Origin of the sequence: Burkholderia pyrrocinia (genome assembly GCF_003330765.1) — a bacterium.
GTDB classification, from domain to species: Bacteria; Pseudomonadota; Gammaproteobacteria; order Burkholderiales; family Burkholderiaceae; genus Burkholderia; species Burkholderia pyrrocinia_B.
The window spans coordinates 1,218,408-1,230,017 of record NZ_CP024902.1; the positions used below are offsets into that span (position 1 = coordinate 1,218,408).

At 67.7% G+C, this 11,610-nt stretch carries 9 protein-coding genes; 5 read left to right on the plus strand and 4 right to left on the minus strand.

Going from position 1 to position 11,610, the window contains the following annotated elements; translation table 11 throughout:
• Positions 1 to 636 (minus strand): SCO family protein, encoded by a 636-nt coding sequence (locus CUJ89_RS05930; protein WP_114176533.1) that lies wholly within the window; start codon positions 634 to 636, stop codon positions 1 to 3.
• 282 nt (positions 637 to 918) lie between these two features.
• Between CUJ89_RS05930 and otsB the strand changes: the two genes are divergently transcribed.
• Together otsB and otsA are read left to right on the plus strand one after the other, a co-directional pair.
• Positions 919 to 1,671 carry a trehalose-phosphatase gene (otsB, locus tag CUJ89_RS05935; RefSeq protein WP_114176534.1) on the plus strand — a complete coding sequence of 251 codons (753 nt, stop codon included), beginning with the start codon at positions 919 to 921 and terminating at the stop codon, positions 1,669 to 1,671.
• Entirely contained in the window at positions 1,668 to 3,047 is a 1,380-nt protein-coding gene (otsA, locus tag CUJ89_RS05940) for an alpha,alpha-trehalose-phosphate synthase (UDP-forming) (RefSeq protein ID WP_114176535.1), read from the plus strand. The genes otsB and otsA overlap by 4 nt, the downstream gene beginning before the upstream one ends.
• 123 nt (positions 3,048 to 3,170) lie before the next feature.
• Here otsA and CUJ89_RS05945 read toward each other — a convergent pair whose 3' ends face one another.
• Positions 3,171 to 5,003 carry an ABC transporter ATP-binding protein gene (locus tag CUJ89_RS05945; protein ID WP_114176536.1) on the minus strand — a complete coding sequence of 611 codons (1,833 nt, stop codon included), beginning with the start codon at positions 5,001 to 5,003 and terminating at the stop codon, positions 3,171 to 3,173.
• Between the two features lie 564 nt (positions 5,004 to 5,567).
• On the opposite strand from CUJ89_RS05945, the gene CUJ89_RS05950 reads away from it, so the two are divergent.
• The gene (locus CUJ89_RS05950; protein ID WP_114176537.1) at positions 5,568 to 6,632 is read left to right on the plus strand and encodes a glycosyltransferase family 4 protein; all 1,065 of its coding nucleotides are present in this window, start codon (positions 5,568 to 5,570) and stop codon (positions 6,630 to 6,632) included.
• A gap of 236 nt (positions 6,633 to 6,868) precedes the next feature.
• Positions 6,869 to 7,669, plus strand: coding sequence for a hypothetical protein (locus CUJ89_RS05955; protein ID WP_114176538.1), 801 nt, complete (start codon positions 6,869 to 6,871; stop codon positions 7,667 to 7,669).
• Positions 7,670 to 7,720: 51 nt separating this feature from the next.
• Here CUJ89_RS05955 and gudD read toward each other — a convergent pair whose 3' ends face one another.
• A complete protein-coding gene (gene gudD, locus CUJ89_RS05960; protein WP_114176539.1) occupies positions 7,721 to 9,073 on the minus strand; it encodes a glucarate dehydratase in 1,353 nt (450 codons plus the stop codon).
• 360 nt (positions 9,074 to 9,433) lie between these two features.
• Between gudD and CUJ89_RS05970 the strand changes: the two genes are divergently transcribed.
• On the plus strand, positions 9,434 to 10,195 hold the full coding sequence (locus CUJ89_RS05970; protein ID WP_089450172.1) for a FadR/GntR family transcriptional regulator: 762 nt from the start codon (positions 9,434 to 9,436) through the stop codon (positions 10,193 to 10,195).
• 131 nt (positions 10,196 to 10,326) lie between these two features.
• On the opposite strand, the gene CUJ89_RS05975 is transcribed toward CUJ89_RS05970, so the two are convergent.
• The gene (locus tag CUJ89_RS05975; RefSeq protein ID WP_114176540.1) at positions 10,327 to 11,475 is read right to left on the minus strand and encodes a branched-chain amino acid ABC transporter substrate-binding protein; all 1,149 of its coding nucleotides are present in this window, start codon (positions 11,473 to 11,475) and stop codon (positions 10,327 to 10,329) included.
• Between the last annotated feature and the right edge of the window lie 135 nt (positions 11,476 to 11,610).

An 11,610-nucleotide genomic window follows, 5' to 3' on the forward strand; every position in this document is an offset into this window, starting at 1 on the left:
TCAGGTAGGGGAGGCAGTGTCGATGATCCGGCGCACATCGGCGGCGATGGCGTCGGGCGAGTCGCGGTCGGTCGCGAGCAGGCGCGCGCGGCCGGTCGCGTCGAAGATGTAGACGGCCGAGCTGTGCGTGACTTCGTAGCCGCCGGACGGATCGCGTTTTTCCATCTGGTACGCGACGCGATAGCGCTTCGCGAGCGATTCGATCTGGCGGTCGGTGCCGGTCAGGCCGCGCGCATGCGCGGCGTCGAACGCGGCGACATACGACTGCATCGCCTGCGGCGTGTCGCGCGCGGGATCGACCGAAACGAACAGGATGCGCACGTCGTTCGCCCGCGGGCCGAGCTTCGCGAGCACTTCCATCAGCCGCGCCAGCGTTTCGGGGCAGACATCGGGGCAGTGCGTATAGCCGAAGTAGACGAGCGCGACCTGGCCGTGGAACGCATCGGCGTCGACGGGATGGCCGTCGCCGCCCGTCAGCGTGAACGACAGGTCGGGCAGGTGGCCGGTGACATTGGTCAGGTTCCAGCGCGGCTCGTCGTGCGTGCACGCGGCGAGCGCCACGGCGGTGGCGAGGGCCGCGGCCGTGCGGATGAAGCGGGAGAAGCGCCGGTGCGGCGCGGGGCGGGCAGACGACATCCTGGGGCTCGATCGGACTGAATGGTGACCGGCCGGCGCGGCGCCATGCGTCGCGCGGCAGGCGGTTGCGACTGTAGCGCAATTCGCGCGCCCGCGTCCTTTCGAAACCCGTACGGCGCGGGCGAGCGGGGCAATATGTCGCAGTTGACGCGCTCGGCGGCACGATGCTTGCGATGCACCGGTTTCGCCCATCTCGATGCGCAGGCGCGGTAAGATGCGCACAATTCCATTCGCGCAGCGGCGGCCCTGCCTTTGCCGGCCGCCCTTCAGACTATCGAATCGATGCAATCCGTTCCGGCTTCCCTGTCCCTGACCGATACCGCGTTCTTCTTCGACTTCGACGGCACGCTCGTCGAACTGGCGCCGACTCCCGACAGCATTCACGTTCCGCCGTCGCTGCTGACGCTGCTCGACGCGCTGCGGCGCCGCTCGCACGGCGCAGTCGCGATCGTGTCCGGGCGCGGCATCGACAATATCGACACGTTCCTGAAAATGCCCGGCCTGCCGATCGCCGGCCTGCATGGCGCGGAGCGCCGCGATGCGAACGGCGACACGCAGCGCATCGGCTTCAACGACGAACGTCTGCTGCGCATCGAGCGCGAGCTGGCGGCCGTCGTCGACCGTCATTCGGGCATGCTGCTCGAAATCAAGGGCGCGGCCGTCGCGCTGCACTACCGCAACGCGCCCGAGCGCGAGGCGGTCGCACGCGAAGCGGCCGAGCGTCTCGTCGCCGAATATGCGGATGCGTATGTGCTGCAGCCCGGCAAGATGGTGTTCGAGATCAAGCCGAAGGGCGTCGACAAGGGGCGCGCGCTGGCCGCGTTCCTCAACGAGCCGCCGTTCGCGGGCCGCGTGCCGCTGTTCGCGGGCGACGACCTGACCGACGAGAAGGGCTTCGCGGTGGTCAACGCGCGCGGCGGCCTGTCGATCAAGGTCGGTGCGGGCGAGACGTCCGCCCGCATGCGGCTGGATTCGGTCGACGCGCTGCATGAGCAGATCGCGAGCTGGCTCGGCGCGGGGCAGCCGGACGCATGAGCCGGCTCATCATCGTTTCAAACCGCGTCGCACCGATTTCGGAAGGCGAACCGGCGGCGGGCGGCCTCGCGATCGGCGTCTACGACGCGCTGAAGGAGACGGGCGGCATGTGGTTCGGCTGGAGCGGCGAGGTCGTCGCATCCGGCGCGCCGCAGATCCGCATCGAGGAACACGGGCCCGTGACGTTCGCGACCGTCGGGCTGTCGCGCCGCGACTACGACCAGTACTACCGCGGTTTCTCGAACGCGACGCTGTGGCCCGCGTTCCATTACCGCGCGGACCTGATCCAGTACGACCGCCACGAATTCGACGGCTACAGCCGCGTCAACGTCTGGCTTGCGCAGCAGCTCGTGCCGCTGCTGCAGGACGACGACGTGATCTGGGTGCACGACTATCACCTGATTCCGTTCGCGCGCGCGCTGCGCGCGTCCGGCGTGAAGAACCGCATCGGCTTCTTCCTGCATATCCCGTTTCCGGCCGCGCAGGTGCTCGTCAACGTGCCGCCGCACCGCGAGCTGGTCGAGTCGCTGTGCGCGTTCGACCTGCTCGGCTTCCAGACCGAGCCCGACCTGCGCGCGTTCTGCGATTACGTCGAGTTCGAGGCGGGCGGCGAGGTCGAGCGCGACGGGCAAACGGTGCGCGTGCGCGCGTTCGGCCAGACGCTGCGCGCGGCCGCTTATCCGATCGGCGTGTATCCGGACGAGATCGCGTCGCTCGCGCAGGCGGGCGAGCATGGCAAAGCCGTACGCACGCTCGCGACGTCGCTGCGCGGGCGGCAACTGATCATGAGCGTCGACCGGCTCGATTATTCGAAGGGGCTCGTCGAGCGCTTCCGCGCGTTCGAGAAACTGCTCGAGCACCAGGCGTCGATCCGCAATCGCGTGTCGTTCCTGCAGATCGCGCCGTCGACGCGCGCGGACCTGCGCGCGTACCAGGACATCCGCCTGCAGCTCGAAGCGGAGTCGGGGCGCATCAACGGACGTTACGCCGAACTCGACTGGGCGCCGATCCTCTACATTCACCGCCAGTACGACCGCCAGGTGCTGGCCGCGCTGTACCGGCTCGCCCGCGTGGGCTTCGTGACGCCGCTGCGCGACGGGATGAACCTTGTCGCGAAGGAGTACGTGTCCGCGCAGAATCCGGACGATCCGGGCGTACTCGTGCTGTCGCGTTTCGCGGGCGCCGCGCGCGAGCTGACGGGCGCGCTGATCGTCAATCCGATCGATATCGACGGGATGGCCGATGCGCTGTCGCAGGCGCTGACGATGCCGCTCGCCGAGCGGCGCGCGCGTTACGCGGACATGATCGCGCAGCTTCGCGAGAACAACGTGTCGGTGTGGCGCGACAACTTCCTGCGCGATCTGCAGCAGGTCTAGCCGGCGGGTCCGGCGCATCGCGCGGCGCGTTCCGCGCAATGTCGGCCGGCCATTCCCGGCGTAATAAAAAAAGCCGCCGTGCGCGAAGCACGGCGGCTTTTTTGTCGGCTGCGCGCGGCCGCGTCAGGCTACGCGTTCGCCGGTCGGCGTGTTGCCGTCGGGTGCCGCATGATGGCGGCCGTGCTGCTTCGCGAGCAGCTCGCGGTACAGGCCGGGGCGGCTGCGCAGCACGTCGGGGCTGCCGTCGTCGATCACCTTGCCGTTGTTCATCACGATGATCCGGTCGAAGTTGCGCAGCGTCGACAGGCGGTGCGCGATCGCGATCACCGTGCGGCCGACCATCAGGCGGTCGAGCGCGCTCTGGATCGCTTCCTCGGATGCACTGTCGAGCGCCGACGTCGCTTCGTCGAGCAGCAGGATCGGCGCATTCTTCAGGATCGCGCGCGCGATCGCGATGCGCTGGCGCTGGCCGCCCGACAGCTTGACGCCGCGGTCGCCGACGATCGTGTCATAGCCTTCCGGCATCGCTTCGATGAATTCCGCGCAGCGTGCGTCGCGCGCGGCGGCGAGCACGTCGTCGCGGGTCGCTTCGGGGCGGCCGTACGCGATGTTGTCGTAGATCGTCCGGTGCAGCAGCGAGATGTCCTGCGGCACGAGCGCGATAGCCTGGCGCAGGCTGTCCTGCGTGATCGTCTTCACGTCCTGGCCATCGACCTTCACGACGCCGTCCTGCGTGTCGTAGAAGCGCTGCAGCAGCGCGAGCACGGTCGACTTGCCGGCGCCCGACTTGCCGATCAGGCCGACGCGCTGGCCCGGTTCGATATGGAGGTCGAAGTGGTCGAGGATCGCGCGGCGGTGCGGATACGCGAACGTCACGCGCTCGAAGTCGACGCGGCCGCCCTTGGCCGACAGCGGCTGCGCGTCGGAGCGGTCCGGCATCCCGTGCGGCTCGAGCAGCGTTTTCACGGCTTCGGACAGGCGCGCGATGTGCTGCGTGACGTCGACGAGCGCGACCGCGAGGTCGCGCGTGCCGTGCAGGATCGTGAAGCCGAGCGAGCTGACGAGCACGATGTCGCCCGATGTCGCGCGACCCTGGTCCCACAGCCACAGCGCCCAGCCGAGCAGGCCGGCGGACAGCATCGCGGTGATCGCCGCGTGCAGCAGGCGCAGCTTCTCGAGATAGAGCAGGCTCTGCTGGCGCGCATCCATCTCGGCCTTGACCGTCGCGCCGAAGCGCTTCTGTTCGCGCAGCGTCATCCCGAACGCACGCACGAGGCCCATGTTGCCGATCACGTCGACGAGCTCGCCGTCGACTGCGGCTGCCCTCGCCGCGAACGCATGGTGGCGGGCCGAGCCGCGCCCGGCGAGCTTGAACAGGATGATCGAGAGCACGGCCGAGCAGCCGAGCAGGCCGGCGGCCATCATCGGGTTCACGACGATGATCATCAGGATCGCGCCCATCACCGCGATGCACGGCGGCAGCACGTTCCACGCCATCGTGTTCTCCGACGTGTAGACCGCGTTCGACGTGGCCGTGATGCGGCTCGCGAGCGTGCCGGGCTGCTTTTCCGAGTAATACGTCGGCGAATGGCCGATCAGGTACTGGAACAGGTCGCGCCGCAGGTCGCCGGTGACCGCGACGAACGTGTGCGCGGCGACCCAGCCGCCGACGCGCCACAGCATGTTGTCGGCCGCGATCAGCCCGACGAGCAGCGCGAATGCACTCCACAGCGGGCCCGGATGATGGCGCCCGGTTGCCAGCACGTCGATCAGGTGCTTGATCGCGTATTGCGAGCCGAGCGCGCAGCCGACGGCGGCCAGCACGCTGCAGAGCACAATGAGGTGTGCGACGGGATGAAGGCGAATGTAGCGGTACAGGAACGCGATCGGCCGGTGCGCGTAGCTCGACAGCTTCGCGTTGTGGGCGTTGCGCTGGGCAGGGGTGAGAGATTCCAAAATATGCGTGCGGTGATTCGGTGATTGAGCGTTGCGGCTGGATCGCATGCCGGCGTTCGCTCGGACTGAATAATCCGGCATTGTAAACAAGGCCGTGCGTCGCGCTGCGCGAATCTTGCCTTGGCCAAGGGTTCGCGATCGATTTTGAGATAAAATCCGGCATCCTGTCCTGCCGCATGTACCGGAATTACGCTGCCGGCAGCCACGGGTGGCAAGGAACGCCAAAAGGGCCTTCCACTCTAGAACGGACACCCAAGTCCGCGGGTTGCAAAGTGTTGCGCCTTTGTAACAAAGTAAAGTGTTTGAAATGTTGTGCGCCGTATCGGGATTAACCCTAGATAATCGGCTCCGGGTTCGATTCCAGGTTTTTTACGAACCCCTGTCAACGGGTCTTCGTTTCAAACGTTCTAAGCCTGTCGCGTCGCCGACGCTCCTTGAGCAGCGCGGGTTCGACGCCCCCGGCAGGCTGATTCGTCCGATCTTCGGACGCAATGCATCCAGCCCGGACCGCCGGCAGGTTGCCGACCCATACCTGGTTTTTAGCCGATTTTTTAGGAGTTACGCATGCGAATCGCCCAAATCGCTCCGTTGCACGAAGCGGTACCCCCGAAACTGTACGGTGGTACAGAGCGAGTGGTGTCCTATCTCACCGAAGCACTTGTCGAGATGGGGCATGACGTCACGCTCTTCGCGAGCGGCGATTCGCAAACCTCCGCGAAGCTCGAAGCCTGCTGGCCGCAGGCGCTGCGCCTCGACCCGACGATCCGCGACGTGATGGCACCGCACATGCTGCTCCTCGAGCAGGTGCGCCGCCGCGCGGAAGAGTTCGATGTCCTGCACTGCCACATCGACTACTACCCGTTCTCGCTGTTCTCGCGCCAGCCGGTCCCGCATCTGACGACGATGCACGGCCGTCTCGACCTGCCGGAACTGCAGCCGATCTTCAACGCGTTCAGCGACGTGCCGGTCGTGTCGATCTCCGACAACCAGCGCATCCCGCTGCCGCAGGCGAACTGGCTGTCGACCGTCTACCACGGCCTGCCGGAAAACCTGCTGACGCCGATCCCGAACGTGAAACCGGGCTATCTCGCGTTCCTCGGCCGCATCTCGCCGGAGAAGCGCGTCGACACGGCGATCCGCATCGCCGAGCAGGCCGGCCTGCCGATCAAGATCGCCGCGAAGCTCGACAAGGCTGACCGCGCGTACTACGAAGAGAAGATCAAGCCGCTGTTCGCGCTGCCGCACGTCGAGTACATCGGCGAAATCAGCGAGTCCGAAAAGTCCGAATTCCTCGGCAACGCGCACGCGCTGCTGTTCCCGATCGACTGGCCGGAGCCTTTCGGCCTGGTGATGATCGAGGCGATGGCATGCGGCACGCCGGTGATCGCGTTCAAGCGCGGCTCGGTGCCGGAAGTGATCGACAACGGCGTGACGGGCTTCGTCGTCGAAGACGAGCTGTCGGCCGTCGCGGCGCTCAAGCGCCTCGACACGCTGCCGCGCGAGAAGGTCCGCGCTGCGTTCGAAGCCCGTTTCTCGTCGAAGGTGATGGCGCAGAACTACGTGAAGGGCTACGAGGAACTGCTGCGCCAGAAGCGCCGCACGGTGCTCCGCGAAGTCAACGCAGTCTGATTGCGGGCTGCCGCCGCGCTGCGGCGTGCGGCCGTCATCGACGCCCCGTCCGGGTTCCCGGCGGGGCGTTGTCACATCTGCGGCGCGGATCTGTTGTATTCTCGCCGCGCCCGACGCCGCGAACGGCCCCCGAAGCAGCCCGGCACGCCATCCGGCCGTCTGTCCAGACGGTAATGTCCCTATAATGGCCGTGCCGTGAAATCCGGCCCCGCACGATCATCCAGAGGAGAGCAGTCTTGGCGAGAACGAAAACCACGCGCGCAGCGCCGGCCCCCGGCGCCGGTGTGATCTTCGCGTTGCGCGCGATCGGTCTCGTGCTGCTCGCGCGCTGGCTGTTCTCGATGTCCCAGATGGGCTATCGCGCATCGCTGTCGGCGATGGTGTCGTCGCCATGGGCGTTCGTCTACCTCGTGCTGATCTTCCTGTTGCTCGCGCTGCCCGGCGCCGTCGCGCGCGCCGAACGGCCGTTCCATCCGCTGCCGCAGTGGCTGCGCCAGGCTTTGCGCGTCTTCGCGCTGATCGGTTTCCTGTTCGCCGTCTGGTCGATCGGCATGTTCGCGTGGGCGGCCGGCTGGCGCCACGCGCTGCATGCCGTGACGGCGACCAACGGCTGGCTCGTCGCCGCGCCGGCGCTCTATGGGGCGATTGTCTGGATCTGCCGCCCGCGGCCGCTGTGGCGGACCAACGTGGCGGCACGCCGCTTCGCGGTCGGCCGTTATGCGATTTCGCTCGACGTGCTGACGCGCACCTCGATCGTCTGGATGGAAAGCCGCAAGGTCGGCCAGTACGATGCACGCGAACTGTCGGTGCGCTGGCCCGGCCGGGCGGTGCCCGCCGCAGGCGAGCAGGGTGTGCAGCCGGCTGCCGTCCTGCCGAGCCGTGGCAGCCCGTTCCGGCGGCCGAAGGTGGAATTGCTGTGGGATTCGCCGGCGGCCGTTGGCCATAACCGGCAGATCGTGATGCGCGCGCCGCTCGCGACCGAGGGCGACCGTGTCGCGGTGCTTGCGCTCGACGCGGCGCTCAAGCAGATCGTCTGACTGGCCCGCGCATCCAGTGCGGGCGCCCCTGGCGCCCGGTCCATCCCTTGCTCAGCGCACGAGGCAGGGGCGCTTGTTGTTGAACGTCCACCCCGGAATCAGATACTGCATGGCCGCCGCGTCGTCGCGGGCCCCGAGTCCGTGTTGCTTGTACAGCTCGTGCGCGACCGCGACGGCATCCATGTCGATGTCGACGCCGAGCCCCGGCCGCTTCGGCACTTCCACCAGCCCGTTCTCGATCTTCAGCGGCTCGCGCGTCAGCCGTTCGCCGTCCTGCCAGATCCAGTGCGTGTCGATCGCGGTGACCTGACCCGGCGCGGCGGCCGCGACATGCGTGAACATCGCGAGCGACACGTCGAAGTGGTTGTTCGAATGCGAGCCCCACGTGAGACCCCAGTCACGGCACATCTGCGCGACGCGCACCGAACCCTGCATCGTCCAGAAGTGCGGATCGGCGAGCGGGATGTCGACGGCCTGCAACTGCACCGCGTGGCCCATTTGGCGCCAGTCGGTCGCAATCATGTTGGTCGCTGTCGGCAGCCCCGTCGCGCGGCGGAATTCGGCCATCACCTCGCGGCCCGAGTAACCGTTCTCCGCGCCGCACGGATCTTCCGCATAGGCGAGCACGTGATGGAGGTCGCGGCACAGCCGCACGGCCTCGTCGAGCGACCACGCGCCGTTCGGATCGAGCGTCACGCGCGCGTCGGGGAAGCGTTCGGCGAGCGCCGTCACGGCCTCGATCTCGCTTGCGCCTTCGAACACGCCGCCCTTCAGCTTGAAGTCGTTGAAGCCGTAGCGCGCATGCGCGGCTTCGGCGAGCCGCACGACCGCCTCGGGCGTCAGCGCGGGCTCGTCGCGCACGCGCGTCCAGTCGTCGGTCGCGCCGCTGCCGTCGCGATACGACAGCGCGGTCTTCGTGCGGTCGCCGATGTAGAACAGGTAGCCGAGCATTTCGACGCGCTCGCGCTGCTGGCCCTCGCCGAGCAGCGCGGCAACCGGCACGCCCAGATGCTGGCCGAGCAGGTCGAGCAGCGCGGCTTCGAGCGCGGTGACCGCGTGGATCGTCGTGCGCAGGTCGAAGGTCTGCAGCCCGCGGCCGCTCGAGTCGCGGTCGGCGAAGGTGCGCCGCACGTCGTTGAGCACCGCGTGGTAATTGCCGACCGGCTGGCCGACGACGAGCGCGCGCGCATCGTCGAGCGTGCGGCGGATGCTTTCGCCGCCCGGCACCTCGCCGACGCCGGTCCGCCCGGCGCTGTCCGTCAGGATCACGAGGTTGCGGGTGAAGAACGGACCGTGCGCGCCGCTCAGGTTGAGCAGCATGCTGTCGTGGCCGGCGACCGGAATCGCTTGCAGGTCGACGATGCGCGGCGTGTCGTGGGAAGGCGAGGCAGTGGCGGCGTTCATGGGCGGCGATGGCAAAAGGGTGGGCAATGCCGTGCGGCAAAAGCTTTGCCGCGCGCGGCGGGAGGTGCGATCATTCGACAACCGACGTGCGCGGCGCGCAAGGCCTGCATGTCGACAGCAACCCGGAACGGGGTGGGAGCGACAACCGAACCAGCGAAGCGCAGAACGCGAACGCTGGCTGATCGTAAAGCATGGGACCGGGCAGGTGCTGGAATGCCGGCTTGAGTCGATAGGAGATCCATGCACTTATCATCAGTCGTCGGATGACTTGTGACGCAGTATAATGAATCATCGGCTTTCGCTCATACCCCGCGTAAACCCTCGGCTCACATTACGATCATTCTAAAAGGAACCGGCCTCATGTCCGTGCCCACGCTTCCCGCAGCGCCGCGCCGTCGCGCACGCAGCCTCGCACAAGATGTCGTCGACGCGCTGACCGCGCAGATCGAAAACGGCACGCTGCGTCCCGGCGACAAGCTGCCGACCGAAACCGAAGTCATGGCGGCGCAGGGCGTGAGCCGCACGGTCGTGCGCGAGGCGATCTCGCGGATGCAGGCGAGCGGCCTCGTCGAGACGCGCCACGGCATCGGCAGCTTCGTGCTGGAGCCGTCGCGCCGCCAGACGCTCGGCATCGATCCGGCGACGATCACGACGCTGCGCGACGTGCTCGCCGTGCTGGAACTGCGCATCAGCCTCGAGAGCGAATGCGCGAGCCTCGCCGCACAGCGCGCGAACGATACCGACCTCGCGGCGCTGCGGCGCGCGCTCGACGCGATCGCGACGGGCGCGGGCGGCGGTCGCGACACGGCGCAGCTCGACTTCCAGTTCCATCTTCAGATCGCGCAGTCCACCGGCAACCGCTATTTCGTCGACATCATGACGCAGCTCGGCACGTCGATCATCCCGCGCACGCGCGTGAACTCGGCGCGTTTTGCCGGCGACGACCTCGAGCGCTACGTCGGCCGGCTGAACCACGAGCACGAGGATATCTACGAGGCGATCGCGCGCCACGACCCGGAGGCCGCACGCGCCGCGATGCGCACGCACCTCACCAACAGCCGCGAGCGGCTGCGCCGCGCACACGAGGCGGCCGAGGCCGAGCGCGACACGCAGGCCAGCTGACACGCCGGGCTACGTTGCCCGCGTTGCCGCGGGCCCGGTCGAATCGCGTCAACATCAGTCGTCATACGAGATCGATGTAACTGCGCCGATCTCCGGGCCGGGCGGCGTTTCCGCCGCCCGGCCGCCGCCGATCAGCCTCCCTTCGACACGATCGTCTTCCACGCGCCGCTCTTCACCTGGTACAGCGTCGACATCCCGCTCTTCAGCGAGCCGTCGTTCGCGAACGAGATGCGGCCGGTGACCCCTTCGAAGTCGATCTTCTTGAGCGCCGGGCGATAGACCTTCGGGTCGGTCGAGCCGGCCGCCTGCATCGCCTTGATCGCCGCCCAGGCCGCGTCGTAGCCGAACTGCGCGTACGACAGCACGTCGACGCCAAAGCGCTTCTTGAAGCGCTGCTCGAAGTCCTTCCCTTGCGGCAGCTCGTCGAGCGGCCGGCCGTATTCCCACGCCATCGCGCCTTCGGCGGCCGGGCCCGCGATCTTGATGAACTCGTTGTCCTTCACGCCGCCGCCGCCGACGAATTGCGCGGTCAGCCCGAGCTGGTGCATCTGCTTGACGAAGTTCGCGGCGAGCGCATCGAGGCCGCCGAAGAAGATCAGGTCGGGGTTCTTGCCCTTCAGGCTCGTGATCTGCGCGCGGAAGTCGACCGCCTGGTTGTTCGTGAACTCGCGGCCGATGATGGTGCCGCCGGCGGCCTTCACGGCCTTCTCGAACTCGTCGGCCTCGCCCTGGCCGAACGCGGTGCGGTCGTCGATGATCGCGATGCGCTTCGCCTTCGTCACGTCGACCGCGTACTTGCCCGCGTTGCCGGCATTCTGGCCGTCGGTCGCGATCACCATGAACATGTTCGCGAGCCCGCGCGACGTGAGCGTCGAGTTGGTCGCGGCCGGATCGATCACCGGGATGCCGGCCTTGTCGTAGACGACCGACGCCGGGATCGTGGTCCCCGAGTTGAAGTGGCCGACCACGACCGACACGTTCTGGTCGACAAGCGCCTGCGCGGCCTGCACGCCGATGCGCGGGTCGGCCTGGTCGTCCTGCACGACGAGATTGAAATGCGCGGGCTTGCCGGCGATCTTCACCTTCTGCGCGGCAGCGTCGTCGAGCGCGAGCTGCACGCCGTTCTGCAGGTCCTTGCCGTAGCCGGCGTTCACGCCCGTGAGCGGCGCGGCGAAGCCGACCTTCACGTCGGTTGCGTCGGCGGCCTGGGCGGCCTGTTGCGAGAGGAGGGCAAGCGCGGATGCAATCGACACCGACAGCAGGGAATGACGGAATTTCATGTTGTTCCTCTTGTTCGACACCTGCGAGTGGATACCGCACGCGTCAGGGCAGGCCGGGCGCGTGCGACGGGCGGGCGGTTCGACCGCTTCTCGGAATCGGGCGGGGAGGCCGGCATCATGCTTTTCGAAAGAATC

Coding starts and splice junctions, on each gene's coding strand:
- CUJ89_RS05930 (WP_114176533.1), bottom strand. CDS start 636: ATGTCGTCTGCCCGCCCCGCGCCGCACCGGCGCTTCTCCCGCTTCATC.
- otsB (WP_114176534.1), top strand. CDS start 919: ATGCAATCCGTTCCGGCTTCCCTGTCCCTGACCGATACCGCGTTCTTC.
- otsA (WP_114176535.1), top strand. CDS start 1,668: ATGAGCCGGCTCATCATCGTTTCAAACCGCGTCGCACCGATTTCGGAA.
- CUJ89_RS05950 (WP_114176537.1), top strand. CDS start 5,568: ATGCGAATCGCCCAAATCGCTCCGTTGCACGAAGCGGTACCCCCGAAA.
- gudD (WP_114176539.1), bottom strand. CDS start 9,073: ATGAACGCCGCCACTGCCTCGCCTTCCCACGACACGCCGCGCATCGTC.
- CUJ89_RS05970 (WP_089450172.1), top strand. CDS start 9,434: ATGTCCGTGCCCACGCTTCCCGCAGCGCCGCGCCGTCGCGCACGCAGC.
- CUJ89_RS05975 (WP_114176540.1), bottom strand. CDS start 11,475: ATGAAATTCCGTCATTCCCTGCTGTCGGTGTCGATTGCATCCGCGCTT.